The organism is Paenibacillus sp. FSL R7-0128 (assembly GCF_038002245.1).
Lineage (GTDB): Bacteria > Bacillota > Bacilli > Paenibacillales > Paenibacillaceae > Paenibacillus_AQ > Paenibacillus_AQ silagei.
In genome coordinates, this window is sequence record NZ_JBBOCD010000001.1 from 4,662,120 (window position 1) to 4,688,646 (window position 26,527).

General features: G+C 52.2%; 19 protein-coding genes. 7 read left to right on the plus strand and 12 right to left on the minus strand.

The window, feature by feature from the left end; genetic code table 11:
• Window positions 1–21: 21 nt before the first annotated feature.
• The 9 genes from NST26_RS19635 to NST26_RS19675 all read right to left on the minus strand — a co-directional run bounded on the left by NST26_RS19635 (window position 22) and on the right by NST26_RS19675 (window position 18,592).
• Complete coding sequence (locus tag NST26_RS19635) at window positions 22–1,560, minus strand: phage tail sheath family protein (protein ID WP_036733353.1); 1,539 nt, start codon at window positions 1,558–1,560, stop codon at window positions 22–24.
• 217 nt (window positions 1,561–1,777) lie between these two features.
• Window positions 1,778–2,350 carry a DUF4255 domain-containing protein gene (locus tag NST26_RS19640; RefSeq protein WP_036733350.1) on the minus strand — a complete coding sequence of 191 codons (573 nt, stop codon included), beginning with the start codon at window positions 2,348–2,350 and terminating at the stop codon, window positions 1,778–1,780.
• A gap of 2 nt (window positions 2,351–2,352) precedes the next feature.
• On the minus strand, window positions 2,353–4,713 hold the full coding sequence (locus NST26_RS19645) for an ATP-binding protein (RefSeq protein WP_340951936.1): 2,361 nt from the start codon (window positions 4,711–4,713) through the stop codon (window positions 2,353–2,355).
• Between the two features lie 329 nt (window positions 4,714–5,042).
• Complete coding sequence (locus NST26_RS19650) at window positions 5,043–5,339, minus strand: hypothetical protein (RefSeq protein WP_076086847.1); 297 nt, start codon at window positions 5,337–5,339, stop codon at window positions 5,043–5,045.
• 80 nt (window positions 5,340–5,419) lie between these two features.
• Window positions 5,420–9,478 carry an HNH endonuclease gene (locus NST26_RS19655; protein WP_340951933.1) on the minus strand — a complete coding sequence of 1,353 codons (4,059 nt, stop codon included), beginning with the start codon at window positions 9,476–9,478 and terminating at the stop codon, window positions 5,420–5,422.
• Between the two features lie 159 nt (window positions 9,479–9,637).
• The gene (locus NST26_RS19660; RefSeq protein ID WP_340951930.1) at window positions 9,638–10,435 is read right to left on the minus strand and encodes a DUF1906 domain-containing protein; all 798 of its coding nucleotides are present in this window, start codon (window positions 10,433–10,435) and stop codon (window positions 9,638–9,640) included.
• A 25-nt stretch (window positions 10,436–10,460) separates the two neighbouring features.
• Window positions 10,461–10,727: a hypothetical protein gene (locus tag NST26_RS19665; RefSeq protein ID WP_036700963.1), complete on the minus strand. Its 267-nt coding sequence runs from the start codon at window positions 10,725–10,727 to the stop codon at window positions 10,461–10,463.
• Between the two features lie 109 nt (window positions 10,728–10,836).
• The gene (locus NST26_RS19670; RefSeq protein WP_340979668.1) at window positions 10,837–18,096 is read right to left on the minus strand and encodes an HYR domain-containing protein; all 7,260 of its coding nucleotides are present in this window, start codon (window positions 18,094–18,096) and stop codon (window positions 10,837–10,839) included.
• A 91-nt stretch (window positions 18,097–18,187) separates the two neighbouring features.
• Window positions 18,188–18,592 (minus strand): hypothetical protein, encoded by a 405-nt coding sequence (locus NST26_RS19675; protein WP_340951925.1) that lies wholly within the window; start codon window positions 18,590–18,592, stop codon window positions 18,188–18,190.
• Between the two features lie 258 nt (window positions 18,593–18,850).
• On the opposite strand from NST26_RS19675, the gene NST26_RS19680 reads away from it, so the two are divergent.
• The 4 genes from NST26_RS19680 to cysC all read left to right on the plus strand — a co-directional run bounded on the left by NST26_RS19680 (window position 18,851) and on the right by cysC (window position 20,879).
• Window positions 18,851–19,210 carry a sigma-70 family RNA polymerase sigma factor gene (locus NST26_RS19680; protein ID WP_340951923.1) on the plus strand — a complete coding sequence of 120 codons (360 nt, stop codon included), beginning with the start codon at window positions 18,851–18,853 and terminating at the stop codon, window positions 19,208–19,210.
• 29 nt (window positions 19,211–19,239) lie between these two features.
• Window positions 19,240–19,368, plus strand: coding sequence for a hypothetical protein (locus NST26_RS19685; RefSeq protein WP_235192101.1), 129 nt, complete (start codon window positions 19,240–19,242; stop codon window positions 19,366–19,368).
• A gap of 184 nt (window positions 19,369–19,552) precedes the next feature.
• The gene (locus tag NST26_RS19690; protein ID WP_340951918.1) at window positions 19,553–20,317 is read left to right on the plus strand and encodes a sulfotransferase domain-containing protein; all 765 of its coding nucleotides are present in this window, start codon (window positions 19,553–19,555) and stop codon (window positions 20,315–20,317) included.
• A 34-nt stretch (window positions 20,318–20,351) separates the two neighbouring features.
• On the plus strand, window positions 20,352–20,879 hold the full coding sequence (gene cysC, locus NST26_RS19695) for an adenylyl-sulfate kinase (protein ID WP_340951915.1): 528 nt from the start codon (window positions 20,352–20,354) through the stop codon (window positions 20,877–20,879).
• 71 nt (window positions 20,880–20,950) lie between these two features.
• Here cysC and NST26_RS19700 read toward each other — a convergent pair whose 3' ends face one another.
• Entirely contained in the window at window positions 20,951–21,310 is a 360-nt protein-coding gene (locus tag NST26_RS19700; RefSeq protein ID WP_155991701.1) for a hypothetical protein, read from the minus strand.
• A 217-nt stretch (window positions 21,311–21,527) separates the two neighbouring features.
• The gene (locus NST26_RS19705; RefSeq protein ID WP_340951907.1) at window positions 21,528–22,442 is read right to left on the minus strand and encodes a hypothetical protein; all 915 of its coding nucleotides are present in this window, start codon (window positions 22,440–22,442) and stop codon (window positions 21,528–21,530) included.
• A gap of 139 nt (window positions 22,443–22,581) precedes the next feature.
• Between NST26_RS19705 and NST26_RS19710 the strand changes: the two genes are divergently transcribed.
• The gene (locus tag NST26_RS19710; protein ID WP_340951906.1) at window positions 22,582–23,112 is read left to right on the plus strand and encodes a GNAT family N-acetyltransferase; all 531 of its coding nucleotides are present in this window, start codon (window positions 22,582–22,584) and stop codon (window positions 23,110–23,112) included.
• 4 nt (window positions 23,113–23,116) lie between these two features.
• Here NST26_RS19710 and NST26_RS19715 read toward each other — a convergent pair whose 3' ends face one another.
• On the minus strand, window positions 23,117–24,706 hold the full coding sequence (locus NST26_RS19715; RefSeq protein ID WP_340979669.1) for a PucR family transcriptional regulator: 1,590 nt from the start codon (window positions 24,704–24,706) through the stop codon (window positions 23,117–23,119).
• A gap of 132 nt (window positions 24,707–24,838) precedes the next feature.
• On the opposite strand from NST26_RS19715, the gene NST26_RS19720 reads away from it, so the two are divergent.
• A complete protein-coding gene (locus NST26_RS19720) occupies window positions 24,839–25,624 on the plus strand; it encodes an acetoacetate decarboxylase family protein (RefSeq protein ID WP_340951902.1) in 786 nt (261 codons plus the stop codon).
• Between the two features lie 13 nt (window positions 25,625–25,637).
• Window positions 25,638–26,402, plus strand: a complete 765-nt coding sequence (locus NST26_RS19725) for an SDR family NAD(P)-dependent oxidoreductase (protein WP_340951900.1) — start codon at window positions 25,638–25,640, stop codon at window positions 26,400–26,402.
• The last annotated feature ends 125 nt before the right edge of the window (window positions 26,403–26,527 follow it).

Sequence of the window (26,527 nt, forward strand, 5' to 3'; positions counted from 1 at the left end):
GATAAATCTCCTCTCAATCTCTTATTTGGATAAGGTCTTCTGGCTGACCCGGATGACTACGAATTCAGCCGGTTTGACCGGGGCTACACCCACTTCGATAATCAGCTGGCCGGCATCCCGCACGGCAGGCGGGTTGTTCTCCTCGTCCACTTTGACGAAGAAGGCCTCTTCCTGCGTGGTTCCGTAGAGCGCACCGTCTCTCCATACCCGGGTCAGGAAAGCCGTAAGATTGCGTTTGACCTTGCCCCACAGACTCGGATCATTCGGTTCAAACACGACCCACTGGCTGCCCTCATCCAGCGATTCTTCAATGTACATCATCAGCCGCCGGACGTTGACGTAACTCCATTCCGAATCCGCGGACAGCGTTCTGGCTCCCCAGACACAGATGCCTTCCGGCAAGGAGCGGATCACGTTGATGCCGCCTGGATTCAGCAGCTCCTGCTCCGCCTTGGTAATGATCTTCTCAATACCGACTACGGAATCCAGATAACCGTCGGTGGTGCCTGCCGGTGCTTTGTGGACACCGCGAACGGCATCGACATACGCGTACGTACCGGCAATTGCCCCGGACGGCGGCACAAGCTTCTGCTTCCCGGTCAGCGGATCGTTGATATAGACCCAAGGATAGTACAGGGCGCCGTAGGACGTATTGAATGAATTGCCCGAATAATCGCCCGCCCCCTCCTTGAAATCCTTGACCTCCAGCGGGCTTAAGCCATGCGGAGGATCTACGATGAAGATGCAGTCTTTTCTCAGCTTGCAATAATTCAGCATATCCAGGATGGTGCCCCGGCTGTACGCCATATCTGCAAGGTCTGGAGCCGCTACAATGTTGATGCCGTCAATCGTATCGAACGCGTGGATACCGGCCCGCTTGACCGCATCCCCCAGGAAATCAATCGGGGACATCCCGTTCACACCGCCGCTGAGGGACAGGGCTGTTTCATTGAACGCCGGCGTTTTCTCCATATTCTCCAGAATGGTCAGGTCCACCAGCGGCTTCACACTGACGAAGGCGGATACCTGATTCACCTTTTCTTCAAAATTGATCAAGAGCATGTTGTCGAAGATTTCGACGATTTTGCCCTCTTCGTCTTCTCCGCTGTATTCATCATTGAAATCACTGTCCAGCAGATACTGCACAATCATCTTGAAGCCAAATTGCTGCTTGTTAGAGGACGGGCTGATCTTGACCGAAATCCGGTTGCCCCACTCCCCTTCCGAACGTGCAACTACTTTGAATAAATCCAGATTATCGGTATCGCGAACCACAAGCGAAGCCGGCCGGATATCGGTGGATGCCGCTCTCACTACGTAGCAGGAGGTGCCTCCTTCCGCAAAAAAGTTATACACGGCATAAGCCAGATAGCCATTTGGAATAAACTGGCCGAACTCATTGACGAACTGGCTCCAGTTGGTAACCAGTACCGCTTTGCCGATGACCCCTTTTTCTGCGATCCCGACGAAGGCCCCGACTGAGGTGCCCACACCGGCAATCGGCTTGACCCCGCTTGAGACTTCCTCCACATACACGCCTGGCGATAAATAATTTGCCATCTCTTACCCTCCTAAAAAAGTTGAATTAGCTTCTGCTTCTGAAAGAAACCTTCGGCGAAACTGGCTCCGTGTGCATAAACTGCAGTGTAAACAGTGTTTATACAATCCGGTTAGGCACAGCTGCCTTTGTCTGCGGAATATCCGCTTGTACGGGTGCCTTGCATGTCATTCCCTCCATGAATCACTCCCTTCACAGAAGCAGTCTCTGCCAGCCTAACTACAGGGGATGAACGCCCAGCTCTTTCACCTCAACCCGTGGGATCAGGATCGTCTTATCCGCAGGCAGCCGTACCGGCGACACCAGATAGGACAGGCTCACCTTAGCCGGCTTCCCGGGGAATACTTCCCACAGCTGCTTGATATCCTGAATCGTCAGGTTGTTATAGGAGATCCGGATTTTCTCATTGCCGCATTCGGCCAGGTTCCCCCGCAGATCGCTGCCGCTAAGCACCGGATGCTCATGGAACAGCTGAAAGATCCGGCCCAGGATCAGCTGCTCAGTCTCCCTGTCCTTGGCATAAGGTGTGAGCAGATAGTACAAATCCAGATAAGCCGGCGGATACATGAACTCATTCTTGCCGCCGGTCTCTTCCTTCTCACTGTTGCGCATACTTGGGCTATGGCTCAAATAATACAAACACATTGAGAGCTTCATCGTTGAGCTGTCAATGTCACTCGGAGAGCCGAAGCTGATGAAGCTGTCATCGTTCAGCTCAGGCACATGCGCCTTCAGTAGCGCCTTCAGGCTGGTGCTGACATCTCTTATTACCGTACCTGTATCCACGGCCATGCTTATTTCACCTCGATCAGTGTGTGATAGGGCGCATAATCCGATTGCAAAAAGGTTCTGCCCAGCTTCAGATACTCCCGCTTGGCAGCCAGCATGATCTGCCTCATCCCGATCGAACAGCCCTCATGGGCCGCATAAAAGGCCGCATTCAAGGCAATGTTCTTGATGTTGCCTCCGGCCAGAATGAACTTCTCCGCCATGAAATCGTAATCCAAGCCGGCATCAAGCGGCGCTCCCGCCGGGAACATTCCCCGCCAGATCCGGCCGCGCTGCTGCTGCTCCGGGAACGGGAATTCCAGCTTGAAATGCAGCCTGCGGGCAAAAGCATCGTCCAGATTCTGATTCAGGTTGGTCGCCAGAATCACAATTCCCGTGTACTCCTCCATCTTCTGCAGCAGGTAGCTGATCTCCACATTCGCGTACCGGTCATGCGCATCCTTGACCTCAGAACGCTTGCCGAACAAGGCATCCGCTTCGTCGAAGAAGAGAATGGCGTTCGAGGTCTCCGCTTCATCAAAAATCCGCGACAGATTCTTCTCGGTCTCCCCGATATACTTGCTCACAATCTGCGAGACATCGATCTTGTAGATTTCCAGACTCAGCTCAGTCGCAATCACCTCAGCGGCCATTGTCTTCCCGGAACCCGGCGGCCCCGAGAACAGGATGTTCAGCCCTCTTCCGAGCGACAGCCGTCCCGCAAAGCCCCACTCCCCATAGACAAGAGCGCGGTATTTCACCTGGCGGCAGATTTCCTTCAGCTGATTCAACTGCTCTTCGGGAAGCACCAGCATGTCCCAGGTATACATGGCCTGGACCTTCGAGGCCAGTGCCTGAATTCTGCGGCTGGACTGGAAGTAACAGGCTTGATAGAGATCCTTCGTGCTAATCCCCTTCTCCCTGGAGCCATTCCAGACGGCGATGTTCTCACTCCCGTTCAGCGCGGCCCGGATCTGGCTTGAAGTGAAGCGGAAGCTGCCGCTGACTTCATCCAGTTCCATCTGCGGAGACAGCTTATACTTCTGGCCGAAGGCTGTCCACGCCGCCTTGCGGGCCGCTGCATCCGGAAAGGGCAAGTTGATCTGCATGAAGTTCAGCGGAATTCCGGTGAAGCTGATTCCCCACTGCGCTTCTCCAAGGATGAACGTCAGCGGTGCACAGTCTGCCAGCATCTCCATGAGGAGCCGGATCTGCAGGCTGTAGCGGTCATCCTCTGTCACCAGGCTGTCGAAGCCGGTGAAGCAGAGGGCCGTCTTCATCAGCAGCGCATGCCGTCCAAGCAATCTCAGCATTTCGCTGAAATCAGCCTCAGGGCGCAGCAGCTTCTCCAGATCGGCAACCAGCACAGAGAGTCCCAGGGTGCCGCAGACCTCGCAGATACCTCCGAGCTTCACGGCCTCGTCCGGCCCGCTGACGTATAGCAGGCTGCTGGAGCTGCCAGCACCGCTGCTGCTGTAATGCCTCACGAACCGCAACAGCTTCTGCTCCAGCTCAGCCGGGAAACGGGACTGCTGCGGAAGGGGCACAGTGCTAAGCTTCGCCGCCTTCGTCAGACGTTCATCCAGCACCTCATAGCCGAGCAGCAGATTCACCGCCCAATCCTCCAGCTTCAGCGGCCGGGCGATTAACGGAATGCGGCTGTCACCGTACTCCCCTCTTCGCTCCAGCAGCAGCTTCATCAGCGGCGCATTCGCATCGAACAGCAGACGGGCCGCCTGCCGCTCATCCTCTGCCCCGGCGAATACTTCCAGGACCAAAGCAACCAAAGGGCGCTTGTCCGACATATCATTCTGCAGGTAGGCATAGATTCGCCCATACTTGCTGTCCAGCTCAGGCGCCAGACAAGCGACCAGAATGCTTACCTCCAACCCCGACAGGTTAAGTGCTGAAGCCACCTCCGGGAGCATGAGCCTGGGTGCGGGACTGGATGCCTGCCCTGCGGACGGGTAGAAGCTTGCCTTCAATCTGGCAGCAATCTGCCGTTCCAAATGAGCAATTTCCGCTGTTAATAGATTGATGTAACGCTCATCTTCTGGCTGGACATCCAGCAGACTGCGGATCTCCTCGTCCACCAGCTCCAGCTCTGCGTGCGGCTTCGGTCCCGCAAGGTACCTGAGCTTAAGCCGGAGCTCCAGCAGTTGCAGCTCTTCTGCGAGATGTTCTTGGTTGGAGCTGTAGGGCGGAGCGGGTTCGCTGCTCTCCTGTCGGGAAACTGGTGCTCTGGATATTTCTTCAGAAGCTGCTGCTTCATATGCGGAAGCAGCAGCAGCGCCTGCGCCAAGCTCGGCTGCTTCGACCCGTTCCACATCATCAGCAGCCTCCACTGTTTCCTTTCGATAGCCTCTAGCCAATTTTTTGAATTTCATCGGCAGTTCTGTCCTCACTCTATATTTTCTTGTTCATATATAAAGTAAGTTTTGGGAGGGGAATTACAACTGGGGGCGGAGGGGGGAATGATGATTTTTTTGTAAAAAGATTACTTAAAAATAAAAGAATTTAGCATATATTTCTATTACTTTCACTTTATCAGATTGGATTTTTTCGTTAATGTTAAAAAAAGAAATAAAATAAATATAATAAAAAAAGGTCAATAATGGTAGTTTCTGACCATAATTGACCTTTTTGATTTAACGGAATAGCATTATTGAGTTTATTAATAAACACTTAAAAACATTTCCATAAATAGATTATATTATTAAACTTCATCGTCCTCTTTTAGCAATATTGCATCCAATCGTTCTCTCTCCTGTGCAATTTGGCGTGATAGTTCAAAGCTATTCATGAACATTTCAAGTGGTAACTCTTCTACCCCGTCTTCAGTTTGTTTAAGAATCCTAAATTTTGATTGATGTGTTGATAATACCTGGACTAAATTTTTCATTAACTCCAGTTCCTCTTTGTTTCTACGATTTACAATCATTATCGGTATATGATTCATGCTGTTAAATTTAATTTCATGAAGGGATAAGTTCACATGTTTTTTGGTTGTCATTAACAATTTACCGCTTATATTTGAATCCAGTAATAAAGAATATGTGGACAAAATACCTCACCTCAAATATATATTTTATTCTAAAATTCCTCTGGGAATTGCGGATTCATTGGTTTACCAGGTAAACTCTTACGATATGAATTTCCATGCCAACGTTTTAAATGTTCTTTAAACGTTGCCGGATATATAATCTCTCCTTTGTCTGCTAGATGGGGATTCTTAGAAACTGAATAAGCATGATGTCCTGTAATAGTTTTCCCATTAAAAGTGGGTGCTTTATCATTTAAAATATCATTTATTTGTTCTTGCGACCATTCACGAGTTGTTTGCTCACCATTCCTAATTCTTGCTCTTTCCTGATCCCAGAATTTTTGCACCCCTTCATCCCTTCTTGAATCGAGTCTTTTATTCCATTGAAGTCTTTTCCACTCTTCTTTAGTTATTGTTCTATTATCAACCTTTTTATTGAATTTTTTCTTTGTCCTATATCCCAATTGCTTATAGGGGCTAGACTTCGGTGATAAATCAAGTCCTGCTTTCTTCGACCTTTGGTTAATAACATCACTCGGGTCCTCAAAGCTATCAAAATCAATCTTATCTTTATCCCCATCTGCATTCATAGAGATTTTTTTTAGCTCTGTATCTTCTAGCTTACTGAGTTTGCTATATTCTGCATCACTAAGCTTAATCGGCTTCTTACCATCGAGTTCCAGCTCTTTTAATCGCTTCTCAAGTTGCTTCTCATCGATCTCCTGCATAGTCCCGTCAATCAGCAACACCCAAGGATTAACCTCGCCGTACAGACGGATATGCTTACCCTTGCGCACCAGCTTAAACTTCTTGAACTTGAACTTTTGCAGAATCCGGTCCAGCAGGCCCCGGAGATTTTTGGCCCCCTTCATGAGCCCCTTTTGCAGGCTCTTGATCACGATTTTACCATTACGTATGATCATGCTGCCGCTCCTGGAGGCCAGCTTGGCTCCAGATTTCAGCAGGCTCTTGATGCCTTTGGCTCCTGCGCCTACAACGTTCTTCACCCCGCTGGCTGCCGCTCCGACGCCCTTCTTGACAGCTTGTCCGGCTTTCTTGAGGTTGGCTCCGACAGCTTTGAAGCCACCCGCCATCGCCAGCTCAACCAGTCCCATCGCCAGTGCAGTAGCGAGCGCAATCGCGGCAGGTTCGATCATCTTCTGCCAGCCCTGGCTCAGGTAAGTTCCGATGTAGCCTGCGGCTTGCGCTAAGGCTTGCGCAATAGAAACAATTGCCTGAGCCTGCATCACAACCGTGATAATATTAATGATCGGGGGAATCAGCACCGTAATAGCCCCGCCAGTGACGACAAAAGCAGCGCTAACAGCTATTAATGCTCCCGCTATACCCGCAAGCAGCTGTAATCCATGGGCCTTCATCCATTTTATTACAAATGATTTAATTTGGTCAAACAACATTTTCGCATTGCCTGCGCGCAGCTTCGCACCGTCTGCGATTTTGCCGCCAAGGCTCTGATTGGCTGCTCCGGTGTCGAATTCCGCCATAATGCTGTCCATTGTAGCCGGGTCGCGGCTGCCGGATATCTCCTTCGTTTCTCCATCCTTCAGGTTCGCCTCCTGCACCAGGGAAGGGTCCATTTCGCCCTGCTCCACCGATTCCATTTCAATATCTTCAGCGGTCAGCTTCTCATCCGCTGCCGGTCCTGCACCCTCTGTCTGCTCTGCAGCTCCGCCTTCTGCGGCTCCTGCCCCCATAGGCTTCGAGATATCTACTCCGAGCAGGTACTCCCACATCTTCCCTTCCAGATGGCTGAATGAACGCTTCGCCGCCTTCCCGAGCGCCCCTATACGGACGAGCACATCCAGGAAAGTCGCAATCAGCAGATTGCCGAGTGTTGAGATTAGCTTGGAATAGAAGTTCTGCACTGCTGCCAGCGCCTGATCCACTTTAGCGGCCAGGAAGTCCATGACCTGAGTGACCTTGGTCTTGAGCTTCTGGGCCAACTGGTTGACCGCTTTAATGGCCTTATTGACAACTCCGTCAATCTTGCTGCATATCTTGGCTGCAATGCCGGGGAACTTGGCAAATACAACGGACACCAGCTTTTTGAGCAGCACACCCAGTCCCTTGATCAGGGTTGTAATCAGCTTGCGGCCCAGTTCAATGATGCCCAGTACAGCCTGCTTCGCTTTGTCAAAAATAAACTTAACCGCTTTGCGGAGACCCTCAAAAATGAAGTTGACTGCTTTCTTAACGAGTTCGACCACAGCTTCCAGCTTGCCCTTCACCCAGCCGAGGAAGCCGCCCTTCTTCTCTTCTTTGGCCTTCTCCTGTTCATGCTTGCCGTCTGCTTCCTTCTTCGCTTTACTGTAGGCCTGCGTCGCTTCCCGCTCTGCTTCGGACTGCTTCTTCTGGGCTTCCCGCTCTTTGTCGGTGCGGACGCTGTTGATCTCCTGCTTCTTCTGCTGGGCGGCTGATCCGGCCTGCTTGGTATAGTCCGTCTCGGCAGCATCCAGCTCCTTTTTCCACTCGCCCTGCAATTGGGTGACTTCTGCTTTGGCTCCAGCCTGCTGGCTGATCTGCTTGTTCTTCGCCTCGGTCTCGGCCTGCCGGATTTGCGCCTGGCTGTCGGCTTTGGAGCCCAGCACTTTACTGTCGAATTTCGCTTGTTCCTTCTTATATTCCGCCTGCTTGGCGCCGAGCTGCTTCTTCATCTCCGGAGCCAAGCTGCGGTTCAGTCCTGCTGTCATTTCTGCAGGCAGTGCCAGTGCGGGCAGTTTTTTGGCCCCGGGTGCCTGCCCGCCTTTCAGCCCTGCAGCAGCCTTCACCACGGTGCCATCCGGCTCGGGATAGATCTCATTCTCCCCGAACGGCTGCTTGATCTGGCCCATCTCCGCCTGCTTGGCTGCGCTCACCTGCTGTGAGGCCTCCTGATGAAAACCCTCCATCTGGGAGGGATCTGCCTCCCCGGTCATACTGATTCCCGGCGGCTGGGCGGCTGCGGAGCGGATTTCGCTGAGCATCGCCTCTGGATTGCTCCCGGAACCGGATGCACTAATGTTCATTTTATCCAGCTTCCCTGTACTAACAGCCCCGCCAGTACGCTCGCTTTTGAAGCCTTCCTTCACCGTGTGCTTCAGCGCAGCCGGTTTCTTCCGGGCCTGCAGGACCTTCCCTTTCAAGCCGGTCGGCACTGGAACAGCAGGCAGCCCTTGCTTAGTCTTCTGCGTCTGCTTCGTGAAGGCACCAGAGGATACACTCACAGCCTGGGCATAGGCATCCCCCAGCTCTGTAGGCTGAACCTGTGTCAGCTGATCCAGAATCTGCCCAGGATCTTCACCGCTGATCTTCACTGCCTTGCCCTTCGCCGGCTTCTCCTTCCCATCTCCCGCCAAGGCACCTAGTGCTGCTCCGAGCGATGGCTCCTTCGCTGCTTTCTTCGGTGCATCAGCACCTTTGGAGGCGGCGGACTTCTTGGCTGGCTCCGGCGCATCCCCTCCCTGAGCTGCTGCGGGCTCCTCCGCCTTCCCGGCATGTACCGGTCCCGCAGACGGCTCTTCCCGGGCCTCTTCTGCAGCCGGAGCAGCGGAATCTGGTTCCGCCGCTACAGCGGCCTCCACTCTCCCCTTTGAAGGGGCGGGCGCTGCCGTCTTCTTGACAGTCCCTGGGCCGGAAGAACTGCCCCCACTAGCAGGCTTAGTTTGTGTGACAGACGCAGCAGCGCTTGCTGCCTGCCCCTCGGGCTCCTCCTTGCTCTGCATCTTGGCTTCAGCCGGAGGGCTTGCTTGCTCTGCTTCTGCTTGCACCGGTTCCGGTGAATCCGTATGCTCTTCCATCTGGGCTTCTGCGGCCGCGCTCTTACTTGGTCCAGCCGCCTGGGTTCCATGATCTGCCTGCTCTTTCTTCTTCCCATCCTCCTTCAGACTCGATAACAATTGAACCACGGCCCGGTTGCCGAGTGTGCGCTGGAGCGCCAGCTTGTCTTCACGGCTTAAGGAAGCCGGATTCTGGCGGACACGCCGGATAATCTCTACCGGGTCCGGTTGTTTCGCGGCTGCCGGATGAATGAATACCTGAGGATTGCTGTATGGTTTATGGCCGCCGGATGCTTTATCTTTCTCCTTACTTACGGTTGCTTGGGTCTGCAATGGAGTCCCCCCTCTGTAAAAAATCGATCCTATAGATAAAGTAAAATCCATAGCGCTTTTTACAGCCGGAGTTATAAATAAATCCATTTATTCTAATAATTATGTATAATCGCATGTCAAAAAGGCCGCCCTAAGGCAGCCTATAATCCTTCTTGCGGATTAACGGTTATTCGGGTCTGCCGCTTGGCCCGAGGCTTTGCGCAGCTCATTAGCCAGACGGTGAAATTCTTTTCCAGACTCTGCATTACCTGCAGCCATATAAGCCGCTTGAAGAAAAGCAATGATCTTGCCCGCATCCTCTTTCTTCATCATATAGTCTTTTCCCTCCCCGTTTACATTGCCTGGTGCAGGAACCGCAGCAGACTGTGTGCTCCACCAGCCCGCCTCTCCACTTGACTGATTGAGGTCCACATTCACCCCGTGAACCGGCTGACCCAATCCCTTGGGGCCGTTGTCGTATTGATAAATGTGGATACCCTCCGCTTTTCGGCCTTTACTCCAGGCATACGTCTGCCAAAAGCCGGTGCAGGCCTTAGCGGCCATTGCAGCTTCAATAACGGTCACGCTCCCGTAGACACCCGACTGGTAATTCCGGGCGGCTTCTCCTGCTGCCGTAATATACTCTATCACCGTATCCATCTGTTTCGCAGAAGCGTCGAAATCAACAGCAAAGTAGATCCGGCTCCCGGCAGGTTGTCCAACCGCAAGGGCCGTCTGTGCGGCAATCGCCCCGTCTGTCAGACCGGCGGCACGGCCTCCCAGCGCACGGCTGGCGGTCGTTTCATACACAGAGACAATTTGCAGCCCCGCAGCGCTGATGGCAACCGCCTCCGCCTGGGTTAACCTTTTCCAGCCGGAGGGCACGAGGTAACGGCATACGAATTCGTAACCATCCTCCTTGAATTTCTTTGCCAGTGTACGTGTTAGCGGTGCTGCGCAATCAAAGCCTTTGGCCATTCCCCCATCTCCTTCTTCCTGTCTGCTACCCGATTAATATTTTCATCAAAAGTCCCGCTGCGGCAATACACATCCCCACGCTGCTAATGATCGTGCCCACCAGCCAGCGCTGATTCTCCCCTTGCCTGAGCTTCAATCTGGACAGCTCATCCCGCATCTCATCCATCCGTAAATGCGCCGATTTGCTGCTCTGCATGGCCTCAAGCGCAATATCCCTTGCACTGTTCATGATGTCAAGCTTGGTCTCTACCCGGGTCAACCGTTGAAGGATTTCATTCATGTCGTCTGGCATATCGTACCCCCGCTAATGGAGCTGGTTGATCTCCCGTTAATGAATAGCTCCAAGCTGCAGCCACTGATCCGGCAACAGCCTGGAAGCCGTGCAATGCTTACTTAGCCGCTTACGGTTCCATCCCTGCAATCAGATTGCCGGAGGAGTAGGCCGTAATTTTGCTGGTATCTGTAAAGCCCGTTGCCTGTCCATTGAAGGAATAATCATTGGTCTGATAATAATTTGAGAAATCCGATTTCCAGAATCTGCACTGAATTTCTACAGTTTCTCCCGGCTTCAGACTTCCGGCACCATTGGTGAAGCCGATTTCCAGATAATAATCACTGCCGGTTTTGCCTGCTGTCTTCTGGAAGCTTCCCGTAACATAGGACTGAATCACCCTGGTATTCGAGCCTGATACTCTGGCATAATCCGTATAGAAGCTCTGGAATCTCTCTCCATCGACGGTGTAGTAATATCTGAGCTTGATGCTGGAGAGCTGCAAGGTAGACTTACTGGTATTCTCAAAGGATATTCGCGGAAAAATCGTATTCGTCACGCTGCTTCTGCTCGCATTATACGATTGAACCTTGAACGTCTGAGTAACGGTTACATTCTGCACCGCCGTCGATACATTACCGTTAACATCCGTGGCCGTCCAGGTGACCACTGTTATTCCTAACGGGAAGCCGTCAGCCGGAGCATCATTCTTCAGCACAACTCCGAAGATGTCGCTCGCTGTCGCTTGGCCCAGGTTCACAAGCGTCTTGGTTCCGGTTGCCGGAGCAGCAACATCTGCCGGAGCTTTCAGCACAGGCTTCGTCGTATCCACCACCGTAATCTTCTGCACACCAGTGCTGACATTGCCGTTCGCATCTGTAGCCGTCCAAGTCACCTCAGTGGTTCCTAGCGCGTAGTTCTCAGGCGCGTTGCTGGTTATTGTTACCTTGAAAATGTCCGTCCCTGTTGCTACGCCGATCTCCACCGGAGTTTTCAGGGCTGATGCTTCTACCGTCTTGTCAGCCGGAAGCTTCAACATCGGCTTCGTGGTATCCACCACCGTGATTTTCTGCACGCCTGTGCTGACATTGCCGTTCGCATCTGTAGCCGTCCAAGTGACTTCGGTTGTTCCCAGTTCATAGCTCTCTGGCGCATTACTGGTTATTGTGACTTTGAAAATGTCCGTCCCTGTTGCTACGCCGATCTCCACCGGAGTTTTCAGCGCCGTTGCTTCCACCGTCTTGTCAGCCGGAAGCTTCAGCACAGGTTTCGTCGTATCCACCACCGTGATTTTCTGCACACCTGTGCTGACATTGCCGTTCGCATCTGTAGCCGTCCAAGTCACCTCAGTGGTTCCTAGCGCATAGCTCTCAGGCGCATTACTGGTTATTGTGACTTTGAAAATATCCGTCCCCGTTGCTACGCCGATCTCCACCGGAGTTTTCAGGGCTGATGCTTCTACCGTCTTGTCAGCCGGAAGCTTCAACACCGGCTTCGTCGTATCCACCACCGTAATCTTCTGCACACCAGTGCTGACATTGCCGTTCGCATCTGTAGCCGTCCAAGTCACCTCAGTGGTTCCTAGCGCATAGCTCTCAGGCGCATTACTGGTTATTGTGACTTTGAAAATATCCGTCCCCGTTGCTACGCCGATCTCCACCGGAGTTTTCAGGGCTGATGCTTCTACCGTCTTGTCAGCGGGAAGCTTCAGCACAGGCTTCGTGGTATCCACCACCGTAATCTTCTGCACGCCTGTGCTGACATTGCCGTTCGCATCTGTAGCCATCCAAGTCACCTCAGTGGTTCCTAGCGCATAGCTCTCAGGCGCATTACTGGTTATTGTGACTTTGAAAATATCTGTCCCTGTGGCCACGCCGATCTCTACCGGAGTTTTCAGCGCCGTTGCTTCCACCGTCTTGTCAGCCGGAAGCTTCAACACCGGCTTCGTGGTATCCACCACCGTAATCTTCTGCACGCCAGTGCTGACATTGCCGTTCGCATCCGTAGCGGTCCAAGTGACCTCAGTGGTTCCTAGCGCGTAGCTCTCAGGCGCATTACTGGTTATTGTGACTTTGAAAATATCTGTCCCTGTTGCCACGCCGATCTCCACCGGCGTCTTTAGGGCTGATGCTTCTAGAGTAATATCAGCCGGAAGCTTAAGAGCAGGTTTGGCCGTATCGACAATCGTCACCTTCACGATGCCCACTGCGGAATTTCCGCTGCTATCTATAGCTGTCCATTTTACAATCGTAGTACCGATAGGGAAATTTGCAGTTAGGGTCTTCTCAGAAGTGATCGCGCCATGCTCTCCCGGAGCATCTGTGGTTAGAGTGACCGGGAAGAAATCCAGCGCCGCTGGCACTTCCAGTTCTACCGGGGTTTCCAGAGCCGTTGCTTCCTTGGTCAGCTGCAGCGGTCCTTCGAATTTCAGCAAAGGCTGTGTCGTATCCACTACGGTAATCCGCTGTACCCCGGTAACCTCGTTACCATTGATATCTTTGGCCTTCCAGGTAACTGTCGTTGTTCCCAGCGGATAAGCATCCCGAGCATCCGATGTTACCGTCACCTTGAAAATATCCGTGGCCGCTGCTTGACCGATCTGCACCGGAGTCTCTACAGCTGTTGCTTCTACCGTCAGATCTTCCGGTACAGTTAGTGTCGGCTTCGTCGTATCCACGACCTTAATCTTCTGCACCTTCGTAGTCACGTTGCCGTTCGCATCGGTTGCCGTCCAGACCACTTCTGTTACGCCCAGCGGGTACGCTTCCGGGGCATTATTCTTCACCGTCACCTTGAAAATATCCGAGGCCGCTGCCACGCCGATCTCCACCGGAGTCTCTACCGCTGTTGCTTCTACTGTCAGACCTTCCGGTACAGTAAGCGCCGGTTTCGTCGTGTCCACGACCTTGATCTTCTGCATCTTCGTTGTCACGTTGCCGTTCGCATCGGTTGCCGTCCAGATCACTTCTGTTACGCCCAGCGCATATGTTTCCGGGGCATTATTCTTCACAGTCACCTTGAAAATATCCGTGGCAGACGCTTGACCGATCTCCACTGGAGTCTCTACAGCTGTCGCTTCTACCGTCAGATCCTCTGGCACAGTTACTATTGGCTTCGTGGTGTCCACAACCTTAATCTTCTGCACCTTCGTAGTCACGTTGCCGTTCGCATCAGTTGCCGTCCAGATCACTTCTGTTACGCCCAGCGCATAAGCTTCCGGGGCATTATTCTTCACTGTTACCTTGAAAATATCTGTAGCCCTTGCCACTCCGATCTCCACTGGAGTCTCAACAGCTGTTGCCTCCACTGTCTGATCCTCCGGCACGGTAAGCGCCGGTTTCGTCGTGTCCATGACCTTGATCTTCTGCACCTTCGTTGTCACGTTGCCGTTCGCATCGGTTGCCGTCCAGACCACTTCTGTTACGCCCAGCGGATACGCTTCTGGGGCATTGTTCTTCACCGTCACCTTGAAGATATCCGTGGCAGACGCTTGACCGATCTCCACCGGAGTCTCTACCGCCGCCGCTTCTACCGTCAGATCTTCCGGTACAGTAAGCACAGGCTTCGTGGTGTCCAAGATAGTAACCTTTTGCTTACGCGTGGATACGTTGCCGTTCACATCCTTCGCTGTCCAGGTGACTTCAGTCACGCCAAGCGGATAGGAAGCCGGAGCATTGCTGCTCACTGCGGCAATCCCGAAGATATCGGTGACCGCAGGCACCGGCAGCTTAATCTGCATCGTCTGTCCGGTGGCTTCTGCAATGTAGTCCGGAATTTCAGCGATGGCTGGTGCTGTGGTATCTGTTACTGTAATCGTCTGCGTTCCGGTACTGAAATTGCCGTTCGCATCAGTCGCCTTCCAGGTGACAATGGTCTTGCCGAGCGGGTAGCTGGCCGGAGCATTGCTGACCACCGTGACCGGGAACAGATCCGTCGCCGTAGCCTTGCCGATTTGAACCGGAGTATTTACTGCGGTAGCCTCCACACTGATATCCTGCGGAACCGTCAGGATGGGCAGCGTGGTATCTACTACGGTCACCTTTTGCTTGCCGGTGGTTACCAGACCGTTGGCATCCTTAGCCGTCCAGATTACCTCAGTAATGCCTACTGCATAATTCTCGGGAGCATTGCTGATTACAGTGACCGGGAAAATATCCGTGGCTGTGGCCTCTCCAGTCATTACTGGAGTTCTAATCCCCGTAGCCTCAACCTTAACATCTGCCGGGATAGACAGCTTAGGCGCAGTCGTATCCACAACCGTTACCTTCTGCTTCGCGATAGCCACATTGCCGCTTGGATCACTGGCCATCCAGGTAACCAGTGTGGTACCGACCGGGAAATCAACCGGAGCATCGTTAATGATCCCGGTCTCGAACAGATCGAAGACCACCGGCTCGCCCAGAGCAACCTTGGATCTGACCGCCGTGGCCTCTACCGTAAGATCCTCCGGTGCTGTAATGACCGGTTTGGTCGTATCTACGATCTTGACCTCTTGAGTCCCCTTAGTTGCATTGCCATGCTCGTCCGTTATCGTCCATGTTACTTTGGTGGTGCCAAGCGGGAATTCCGCCGGAGCATCATTCTTGACTGTCACGGCAAAAATTTCTGTAACCACCGGCTGGCCGATGTCTACCTTTGTGCTTGCTCCCGTAGCTTCTGCCGTTATGCCCCCTGGCAGTGTGACCAGCGGCTTCGTCGTGTCTACGATCTTCACCGTCTGTGTTGTCTTGGTGGTGTTGCCGTTCTCATCTGTAGCCGTCCAGGTAACGACTGTTGTCCCGAAGATGAAGCGTTCCGGGGCGTTGTTGGTTACAGTAACACTGAAAATATCCTTGGCAGACGCTTCCCCCAGCTCCACTGGAGTCTTAATGCCGGTTGCCTCTGCGGTAATGTCTCCAGGCACTGTTAACTGTGGAGGCGTTGTATCTGTAACTGTAATCTTCTGCACTTTCTCGGTGACATTTCCATGCTCATCTGTGGCGGTCCAGGTAACCTTGGTCACGCCCACCGGATAATCCGCCGGGGCATCCTTAGTTAGAAGCACATCGAACAGATCGCTGGCTTCGGCTTGTCCAATATTCACCTTCGTCCGTCTAGCCGTAGCTTCTACGGTAATATCCTTCGGTATTGTCAGTACAGGCTTGGTGGTATCCGTAACATGTATCGTCTGATCTGCTGTAGAGATATTGCCATTCTCATCCTTGGCCGTCCAGCTCACCTTGGTTATGCCCACCGGGTAATCCTCAGGCGCATTATTCGTAATATACACCTTGAAAATATCTGTGGCGGCGGCCTTCCCCGGATCTACCACAGTTCTTCGGCCTACAGCTTCTTTTGTAATGTCGGCCGGAACCGTCAATAACGGCTTTGTTCTGTCTACAATGGTGACCTTCTGTGTTGCTGTAGTTACATTGCTGTTGGCATCGGTTGCCGTCCAGGTGACGGTAGTCGGACCAATGGGGAATTCCTTTGGCGCGTCATTCACCACAATGACCGGGAAAATATCCGTAGCCGACGCTCCGGTGACCACAAGCGGCGTTTTAACCGCTGTAGCTTCCACAACCATATCTCCCTGCACGGTTAATACCGGCTTTGTCGTGTCTTTTACAGTAATTCTCTGCACCTGTGAGGAGGTGAGTCCTACCGGGTCCACCGCTGTCCATTTCACGGTAGTTGTCCCGATCGGATAGTCTCCAGGGGCATCATTCGTCAGTAGAACATCCGGGACCGAGATATCCTGAACGGAGGCTTGTCCAATATCGGCAGGGGTACGTACCGCCTTCGCTTCCATTGTAATATTCGCCGGAACAGTAATGACCGGGACCGTCTTGTCAATCTTCACTTCTGTCTTCTGTACAGCCGTCAGATTGCCCGCATGGTCTTCGGCCCAGAATTCCAGAGGGATGATTCCCTCCACCGGGACGTCAAAAGCAGCCGTGCTGCCTGCCACAATCTGTTCTTCGCCGTCCGCTCCGAGTCTATAATGAATCTCCTTCACTCCGGAGTGGGCATCTGATGCGGTAAGAGAGACCGTAACATCCGTGCTGTTCCAGCCCTTCTCATTCGCTTCCGGACTTAGAATACTGGCGATCAGCGGACCACTCTTGTCAATTTGCACTACTACCGTGCGGGGAGCTTCAGCATTCCCGGTTCTGTCCACTGCCCAGTAGCTGACGGTAGTCGCTCCTTCCTGTTCCAGCTCCAGCGCCGCGCTTGGGCCGGCAGTTCTCACGGTATCGCTCCCGCCTAGCTTGTAATAGATCGCTTCCACACCGGAATATGGATCTTCAGCGGTAAAATGCAGCGCAACCTTCCCCCGGCTCCAGCTGCCGGATTCGGCACCTGTTACAGCTACTTCTGTAACCGGAGCGCTTTTATCAATATGGATGGGACCGAAGGTTGCGATGGAATAATGATTCTTATCCTCATCACTGGTAGCCGCACTGTCAACAGCCTTGCCCGTTGCCGTCTGGCCTGCTCCTTCAGCGGTGAATTTCTGATCCGGGGTCAGGGATTTGATCGCTGACAACGTATCCTCTGCCGTATAATGTACCGTCACGGAATGACTGGTCCAGGTCCCGGCAATGTAAGGAGCACCGTTATCCGTTACCGCCGTTGCCTTGATGGAAGGCGGCGTCGTATCGATCAGGTTAGAGCCTACGGCACCGACCTCTACCTTGAAGGTAACCGGCTGAAGACCGGGAACGGTAGCTTTTACCTCCATGGTCTTAATGACCCCGGTTCCCTTCGAATAGACCTGATAGCCTTCTCCTATATATCCTGTGTAGTTGTTAGCCGCAGATGCATATCCGTTCGCATCCGACACAACTGTAATTCCAGTACTATTAAGCCCGCGCATGACCGCAGTAATTGTACTGTCCTCCGAGACGGTGAACGTGACGGGAATACCCGGCAGCGGATTACCCGCCGGATCCTTGACAGCCACCACCTGCGGAAGCATGAAGCCGCGCCCCCCTGGAATCACCCCCGAGGCCTGCGACAACCGGATCTGCTGTAGCAGCGGCGACACCGGGCTCATCGACCCCTCGACATTACTTACAGCCATCAGGTTCATCTGATAGACTCCGTGGTTCAGAATTACTCCCAGGGTAGGGTCTATCTCATACACCGATTGATAGACGGAGCCATAGACCGAATTCTTAACCGTTGCCGCCTGATGAAGCTGTGGTATTGGCGGCTCATCCTCGTACACTGCCGCGGTGACAGTGTCCGCCTCAGGGCCCGGAAGAATGTTGTGGACTATTTTCCCCGACCCGAATACAGCGCCTGGCGCCAGCATCAGAATTAGAAGCGAGAGACACAGCCATCTGCTGATTATGCCTAACCGTCCTTGCTGCACAAGCTTGCATTTCCTTTTTGAATGTTTCATCATACATCCCCTAACTTTTTAGTAATGAGCATAGTGATCATGGTGAAGCCTGGACCTCCTTTACTAATCAAAGGGAAACCCGGATGGGTTTTTACAACTGTTTATTCCGGTTCACACAAACTTCGATTTTCGTCTCGAGCCATGCTTCGAGGTCGCCGATCACAAGACTCAGCTCCTTCCGTGCGGTTTCTCCCAGGATCGCTATCGCCTTCTCTTTAGCCAGCAGAAAAGATTTCCTCATCGCCTCCGTGTCGAAACTGCCTTGTTGCTTGAGCGTCTCCACGAACGTCTGATTGACGGCAATTACAGCGGATTCAACAGCATCCCCCGCCCGCTGAAGCAGGCTGTTCACTGCCTCATTCTCGATTCTCTGCTCAAGCCCGGCAATTTCCCGCCTGATATAAGCAATTAGAGACCTCGCCAGCAGCCCGAGCAGCGGAATAATCAGTACGGTCATCAGGGTGCTCATCATCTCAGGTGTTACATAGTCACTCATCGTCATCGCCTCCTAAATGGGAATTTCGACAATCTATTGTCTTGTATTCTCGTAATACTAGGTAATCCAGAAATAATTATTACAACTTTCGCAAGAAAAATAGTATTCTTGTAAATTTTTGTTTTTGTCAGTTGTGGAATCTATGGAATATTTTACTTGTTATATGAGAGGATCAGCGATTGATTAGGTCAGGCCTGGGGGAACGGGCTCCGCTGAACCCTGGAATGAAGGTACTACTGAACATGGGGAGGAAAATTCATGGTTACCTGTGATGACGAATTAGTTGAAACCTGCAGGAAATTATTAAAACGCTCAGCATGGAGAATCCAGTACAAGACTCGCATTCAGCTGATACGGGAAAGTAATCCGCTCTACGATAATGAATGCTACGACAACAGCTTTGAAAGTATGGTCGTTTCTGAGCTGTTCGTCGATGAGCTTCTGGATATGCTACCATGGGCAAAATGCAGGTATATTATCAAAAAAACAGTCATAGAAGGAATGGCCGAACAAGAAGTAGCAGCCGAGCTGCAAATGACTCAACAGGGGGTTAGCAAATGGAAACGCAAGGGACTGGAAGTCCTGAAGGAAAATCTTATCCATTCATCGAGACCGTAAAAAAAGCACAAAGCGGAGATAAAGCGTCCATGGAGGATATCCTAAGCCTGTTCTCGGTGGACATCGAATATTTATCCCGGTTCATTATGCTGCCGCGGGAAGAAGCCATTCAGACCTTAAAGATTGAACTCATAAATATTGTTTATCAGGATTTGTAAATTCAGCAGGAGCACCCCTTGAACATACATATTTTTCAGCAATAGCTAAATCAAGTGATTATTCAATGCAGATAGATTCCCTTACTTTTTATGTACAATGTCTAGTCAGCAATAGTCAGAGCTTCATATTATAAATAGAGAAGTATGACTAGCAGCTATTCAAGAGAAAGGAACACTGGAGAGTATGAATACATTCGATCCTTCGAGTGAATATCCTATAGTATTTTTGAACTCGGTCCCCAAGAGCGGTACTCATCTGATGAAGCAGATCTTAGAAGGCATTCCGGGGATGACGCAGAACCCTTATGAATTCTATGAAGGCTATCCGGAAGACTCCGGCCTCCACTATCAGCGGCTGCAGCTCGTCCGTAGCGGACATTTCACAGCAGGGCATGTGTACTATTCACCCCGGTGGTCTGGCATGCTTCGGGAGCTGAAGATCAAGCCGTTATTTCTTAACCGTGACTTAAGAGATATCGTCATCTCGTATACGTATTTCATAACAGACAAATACCCTAATCATCCGCTGCGCCCCTATCTGCTCTCTCTACCGGACCGCAATCAGCAATTTCTGGCTTTAATCCAGGGAATACCAGAGCTCCATTACCCGAGTATAGCCGCGTGGTATGGACAATTCGCCGGATGGAGCGGGGAAGCAGACTGTTTGCAGATCGCTTTTGAACACTTGGTAGACAGCCACAGCTCACGCCGCCGGACCATGGAGCAGCTGATTCGTTATCTCTGGGCTGACAAGCCGCTGCCATTACCGATGCACACAATCCTTGACGCCATGGAGCAGAACATTAATCCTAAGGCCTCCTATACCTTCCGCACCGGCACAACCGGGAACTGGCGGACCGAGTTCAATGAAGAGGTGAAGACTTGCTTCAAAGAGGTGGCGGGCCACCTGCTCTTCCCGGCAGGCTATGAGACAGATTACAACTGGTAACCTAATTGTTTGAAATGGAAGGTGGTGCTGCACATTGCATACGGGGGTAACACTGTGGTTCACCGGCCTGTCCGGCTCTGGAAAAACCACGCTCTGCCGCTGCCTGAATCAGAGATTGCAGCATATGAACGTGAGGACCGAACTGCTCGACGGTGATGTCTTGAGGAATCAACTGTTCCAGGGGTTAGGCTTCTCCAAAGAAGACCGGTCTCTGAATGTAAGAACCGCAGCTTATCTGGCGCAGTTCCTGACCCGGAATGATATCGTCGTCCTGGCTTCCTTCATCTCCCCATACCGGGACATGAGGGCGCAAATCCGGCAGAGCATCCAACCTTTCGTAGAAATCTACGTCAAATGCTCCTTCGAGGAATGTGCAAGAAGGGATGTCAAAGGCTTATACCGCAAAGCGCTTTCCGGAGAGATTCCGCATTTTACCGGCCTGACTGCCCCCTATGAGGAACCTCTCCAGCCCGAGCTTATTGTGGATAATGAGCTTCATAGCGAGGATCAATCCACGGAGCTCATTCTTGCCTACTTGATAGAGCATGGTTATATCTATTAATTCCATTGGTTGTTACATGAAGAACCCCCTATCCTTGGTTAAGGACAGAGGGTTCTTCATGTACAGCTGGCTTACACCTTGAACAGAATCACAATCTCAGTAAGCAGAATCAGTCCAGCCGCTGACACGCCTAGCGAATTAATAATGGTCAGCGCATCCGGGTAGTTCTCCTTACGGAACTGGGAGCAGAGTGACACCGTCCATAACACGCTGAAAAAAAGTCCGGTGCTTCCGCAGCCCCTCTCGTTCAGAAGCCGCCTTCTGCGCCGAAAGAATCTGCCGAGCCCGGCAAAGGTAAGCACCATATAAAGGATAAGCTCAGCGGATGAAATCACAATCACCTCACCTGCAGATAAGAGATGCATCAATGCATACTGAAGGCTAAAACCGATAAAGACAAGCATGTTAAAGGAAATCTTATGGGTACTCAAGCCGTCTTCCTCCCTTTGCGTATAAATGAACACGATCATTAGATAACGCTTACATTATAATTGTAATCGTTTTCCTTTTCTGTGATTTATGACGCTTTCGGCCTATAGGAAGATATGCCTTGCGGGTCTTCCCGCCCCTAATATGCACGCAAAAGAACCGGGCTGCTTCGAGATTAGCCCGGTTTCTTCGCTGTTTACACTCATCCCTACTTCAGACTCATAAAGCATTCAGATAATCAATAACGGCCTGCGTCCGCTTATCCCCGTTCTTCTCTACAAGCAGCAGGAAATCATCCAGCTGAGTCAGCAGTCTGCTGCCCTCGATTCTCTCGGGGCCTGCCTCCGACAGTGTATTCTCATAAGCGATGGCTGCCTTTTCAAGAATGACCTGGGTCTTCTTGTCGAACAGCGGTGTCTTGGTTGTGCCGTTGAACACAATCCGCTTGGCCCGTTCCAGCGCTTCTGTCATGGCCGCAGCACGGTTAGAGGTCTTATACGTCTGCACAAAATCCTCGTATTGCACAGCCCGCTCTATGATCTGGTACCAGTCCACCATCAACCTTTCGCCTGCCGCCATCGGCTGCTCCGACTCTGTCGCCATTAAGTCAATATAGACCTGCAGATCCTTACTGACATAAGGTTTGAAAACTTTGAAGCTCTTATAAGGAAGACCGGGCATGAATCCGCCATCCTGCACCAGCTTGTAGCCCATCCCCTCCAGGTCTTGGAGGACCACACGGACCTCGGCCTGTCTCACCTTGGAGCGTGCCAGCGCCATTGGCATCCCGGGCGTATAGATGTTCTTGATATTCAGTTGAACGACAGGCGCATTCATACGTTTGGTTGCCGTAGGCAGGTAAGCCTTCAGTGCATTCTCCAGATGCAGCACAGCCAGATTCGCTTCGAGCTGCGTCATCTGGCCGATCCGGTTGACCAGCGTGGCTTGGGCCAGGCCAAGGGACGAAGGCTTTTGCAACCTCTGTTCAAATAAAGCGAAAGCTGTTGTAGGCTTCACCGCCGCTGCCTCGATCTTCTGCGGGAAAGCGCTAAGAACGGTAATTCCGGTGCTAGTCAATAACAGTGCGGAGGCAAGCGCGGCTGCCAGGTTTTTGGTTAATCTCTTCGGCTTCATAGGCACACCCCTTCAATAAATAGACGTAGTGCTTATATTTTACCATACATTAACAACCGGGTTCACGGTTATAGACAACCCGATTATATGATCGCATAATAATAGTATGAAATATTGCCCATGAATAGGAGAATCATCAATGAACTTATCCGAACCTTTTACAACGGGCCGTCTGCATTTCCGTCTGCTGAATCAGAACGACACCGATGCCGTCTACAAGCAATTCTCGGACCCGGACATGTGCAGATACTTCAGTGAGCCGCCCTGCGATTATAACGAAGCTGTGGAGATTATTGAGCATTACGCCCAACCTGAAGGCAAAGGCCATCACCGCTATGGGATGTTTGACCGGGAGACCGGTTCCTTCATTGGCACCTGCGGATATCATTATTGGGACGCTGAGCGGAAGCAGGTGGAGATCGGTTATGACATCTGGAAGGACTATTGGGGGCAAGGTTATATGTCGGAGGCCCTGCCCGTACTTCTCGACACGTGCTTCACACAGCTTGATGTGGACTCTATCTATATCCTGACTCATCCGCATAACGCTGCTTCGATGGCAACTGTGCGAAAGTTTGGGTTTGAGGTGTGTGAGCCTTGCAGGGAAGTGGAGGAAGAGCCTCAGGTGTGTATGAAGCTAATGCGGGAGAACGCAGCTGCTGCCAAATAACAAATCAAGAGCAACAAGGGCTCCCTCCCCCATTGAGCTTTTCCAGATACTCTGTCATTTGATAGGACATATATAGCCTCAGTACCTGATCGATCTGGCGCAAATCAAGCTGAATCAGTTCGTCGATCTGGCGTAAACGGTACCGCAGGGTGTTGCGGTGGACGAATAGTTCGTCGGCGGTTTTTTGCAGCTGCTGGTTGTTCTTCAAATAGCAATAGAGGGTATGATACAAGTCGGCATGATGCTTCTCATCGAATACACGCAGGACCGTAAGCGCCGGATGGGTGACATCCCGGGAATCATGCTGCGCATGCGGGGACAACAGATCATACAGCTGCACATCAGCATACAAGATGCGCGGTTCCGCAGGCCAGACGATCCGCCCGATCTCCAGTGCCTTGAGCGCCTGCAGATAATATTTGCGGCAGTCTGTAAGGTCGGTGAATTCCCGGCTGATCCCCAGACGGATCTGATGGCTGACGAGAAATTCCCGCAAGCTTGGATCATACTCTCTTGACCTGGACGATGCAGTATCACCCTCACTGACCCCCACAATATACTCATGGTAAAAGATCAGCCGCTCCTCCCCGAAATGCAAGTGCAGCTGATCCCTTAAATAACCAGTCTGTTTGCCGGAAGCAGAGGCATCGTACCCCGCAAGCTCCAGCACCAGAATAGACAATCTGCCCTTAGGCAGATGCACTCCGCTCCGCAGGCTCTCCTGAATTAGTTGTGAACGGTTCTCCCCATTCTCCAGCAATTCATAGATCAGCTCTTCATATTCCGCCTGGCTTGAATTCCTGTAAAAGCTGTTCTTAGCCAGCTCCGCCGCCACCAGCCCGGCCGTAAAACCCGCCAGCTCATGATCCCTCCGCTCAATCGGGCGTGTGTCGCCCAGCACAATCACATTCCCGACAGGCTTGCTGCCGATCCTAATCTTGGCGACCAGCTTGGTCACCTGGCTTCCGCTGCATTCCACTTCATAAGCCTCCAGCGACTCTATGCCGGTCTGCACACTCTTCAGTTGGTGGACGGCAGCTATGAAATCATAGGAACAGTAGCCTTTGTGCAGATTATCGCTCCAGATGAGATCGGTAATCCCGCTACAATCCGAAGAAGCCAGAACCTTATAGCTTACATCGATGATAATCACCGGATTGCCCAGCAGCTCTGCCGCAGCACAGACGATTACATCCAGTCCTTTGCCGGCGACACAGGCCTCAAGCATTCTGCCCTTGGCCTGCTCCCGTTCAGCCTCTTCCAGAAACAGCTCCCGGGTCCGATTATAGAGCTCGAATACATCTTCCCCTGCCCCGAATTCCATACGGTTCTGTCTGCTATACATCTGCTGATGCTGGCCTGAAGCTGGCTCCACAGTATCATTAATCAGCATCAGGCTGGCCTGCTCCAACCCTTCTGCGTGATCCGGTAATCCGGACCGGTAGCCTACATAGATAAATTCAGGGGCAAAATGCGTCAGGCTCTTCGTAATCAGCATCGTATCTGAATATGCTGTCGTTATTGCTTTGTTCCACTGGATATGTAGGGCTTGCTTACTAAATTGTCTGCTAATCTGTTCAAAGGTTACATTCATCGCTCTCCCCCCTTGATTATTATAGTGCGCCGCGCACAAGATTCCCATTTATTTTTATATTTTCCATATATATAATCACCGGAATAGTCATGTTACATTATTCGTGACCCTATAACACAGGAGGAGATTCAGATGAGCAGCTTCGTAAAAGATGTGAATGAGATTACCAAAAGAATCAATACACCTACGACCTTCTATAATGCCGAGACACTTACAGTCTATTGGGAGACTTCGCCCGAAGTGATCCGCAGCATTCTGCCCGCCCCGCTTACGCCGGGTCCAAGACCGCTTGTGCACGCTTTTGTTGCTAACTATCCCCGAACCAGCTTCTGCGAGCCTTACCGTGAAGCCGCGGTCTTCGTCCTGGCAGCCTACAACGGGCAACCGGGCACCTACTGCCTGTCCATGCCGATCAGCGATGATATCGCTATGGGCCTGGGGCGTGAGATTTATGGATTCCCGAAGAAGATGGCCGACATCAGTCTCCAGAAGGAGGATCACCATATAGCAGGCAGCGTATCCCGGCGGGGTACAGAATTCTTCCATGTAGAGGCTGCGCTTAGCGGGAAAATGAATGCCGGGAACGGACAGCGCATCATCTCCGAGCATTACGGCGGTGGCCTGCCTGTCTTCAACATGAAGTATTCCAAGTCACCGGATGGCCGCGGATTCGATCTTGGACCGCTGCTGATCCGACAGACAGCCTCTATGGATGTCAGCGTGCACACAGCGGCAGAAGTAGAGATTCACCTGCATGACTCTCCGCATGACCCCTGGGCCGAGCTGGAAGTCGTCCGTATGCTGGGCGGCATCTACACGGTCAGCAATACCGTCCTTGAACGCGGTGAGGTCCTGACGGCTGTAGATCCTGAACAGTTCCTTCCCTACTCCAACTTGCGCTGGGATTGGTGGAATTAATGGAGGTGCGCCGATGAGAAATTCATTTGATTTGAGCGGAAAAGTGGCGGTGGTGACGGGCGCAGCCGGGGGAATAGGGGGAGAATTGGCTCAAGCTCTGGCCGGGCAAGGGGCGGATGTTGCCCTGCTGGATGTAAGAGTGGACGAGCTTGCACAGGCGCTGCAACAGATTGAAGCCCATGGACGCCAGGCGCTGCCGCTCCAATGTGACATAACCCGAGGTACGGAGATTGAAGCGGCAGTAGCAAGCATTCTGGAGCATTTCGGACGGATAGATATCCTGGTGAATAATGCCGGAGTTGCCTCCGCAGGCTCTGTCGAGGAACTGTCGGAAGCGGAATGGGACCGGGTGATGGATACCAATGTGAAGAGTATTTATCTCATGTCCAAAGCTGTGATCCCGGCCATGAAGGAACGCAAGGCGGGCCGCATTATCAACCTTGCTTCCATCTGCGGTGTGAAGGGCAGCAAGCTAGCCGCCCTGCATGCCTATAATGCCTCCAAAGGCGCAGTCGTGAATCTGACCCGCGGCATGGGCGCGACCCTCGCTCCTTACGGAATCACGGTGAATGCGATCGGACCCAGCCTGTTCCCCAGCCGGATGACCCGCGCGCTCTACCAGGACCAATTTCTGGAGCAGTATAATACGCTATGCCCCATGGGCCGGCCCGGCAACCCCGATGAATTGAACGGCGCTGTCCTCTACTTCGCCTCGGATGCTTCCAGCTACACGACAGGCCAGACGCTATATGTGGACGGGGGCTGGACGGCCGTCTGAGCCAACCGTACCACTGGTACGCTATCCCCTGCGTATCCGCCGCATTATCGCCTGAATTGAATAAGGAGTTGTCTTCAAAGCCATGAGATGGCTGTAAGACAACTCCAGCTTTTGCAGGAAGAGAT

Excerpts from the sequence above, each read along its gene's own strand:
- NST26_RS19650 (WP_076086847.1), bottom strand. The coding sequence starts at position 5,339 with ATGACAACCAAAAAACATGTGAACTTATCCCTTCATGAAATTAAATTT.
- NST26_RS19710 (WP_340951906.1), top strand. The coding sequence starts at position 22,582 with ATGAACTTATCCGAACCTTTTACAACGGGCCGTCTGCATTTCCGTCTG.
- NST26_RS19640 (WP_036733350.1), bottom strand. The coding sequence starts at position 2,350 with ATGGCCGTGGATACAGGTACGGTAATAAGAGATGTCAGCACCAGCCTG.
- NST26_RS19680 (WP_340951923.1), top strand. The coding sequence starts at position 18,851 with ATGGTTACCTGTGATGACGAATTAGTTGAAACCTGCAGGAAATTATTA.
- NST26_RS19725 (WP_340951900.1), top strand. The coding sequence starts at position 25,638 with ATGAGAAATTCATTTGATTTGAGCGGAAAAGTGGCGGTGGTGACGGGC.
- NST26_RS19635 (WP_036733353.1), bottom strand. The coding sequence starts at position 1,560 with ATGGCAAATTATTTATCGCCAGGCGTGTATGTGGAGGAAGTCTCAAGC.
- NST26_RS19705 (WP_340951907.1), bottom strand. The coding sequence starts at position 22,442 with ATGAAGCCGAAGAGATTAACCAAAAACCTGGCAGCCGCGCTTGCCTCC.
- NST26_RS19670 (WP_340979668.1), bottom strand. The coding sequence starts at position 18,096 with ATGAAACATTCAAAAAGGAAATGCAAGCTTGTGCAGCAAGGACGGTTA.
- NST26_RS19715 (WP_340979669.1), bottom strand. The coding sequence starts at position 24,706 with ATGAATGTAACCTTTGAACAGATTAGCAGACAATTTAGTAAGCAAGCC.
- NST26_RS19645 (WP_340951936.1), bottom strand. The coding sequence starts at position 4,713 with ATGAAATTCAAAAAATTGGCTAGAGGCTATCGAAAGGAAACAGTGGAG.
- NST26_RS19720 (WP_340951902.1), top strand. The coding sequence starts at position 24,839 with ATGAGCAGCTTCGTAAAAGATGTGAATGAGATTACCAAAAGAATCAAT.
- NST26_RS19690 (WP_340951918.1), top strand. The coding sequence starts at position 19,553 with ATGAATACATTCGATCCTTCGAGTGAATATCCTATAGTATTTTTGAAC.
- NST26_RS19685 (WP_235192101.1), top strand. The coding sequence starts at position 19,240 with ATGGAGGATATCCTAAGCCTGTTCTCGGTGGACATCGAATATTTATCC.
- NST26_RS19660 (WP_340951930.1), bottom strand. The coding sequence starts at position 10,435 with ATGGCCAAAGGCTTTGATTGCGCAGCACCGCTAACACGTACACTGGCA.
- NST26_RS19675 (WP_340951925.1), bottom strand. The coding sequence starts at position 18,592 with ATGAGTGACTATGTAACACCTGAGATGATGAGCACCCTGATGACCGTA.
- NST26_RS19665 (WP_036700963.1), bottom strand. The coding sequence starts at position 10,727 with ATGCCAGACGACATGAATGAAATCCTTCAACGGTTGACCCGGGTAGAG.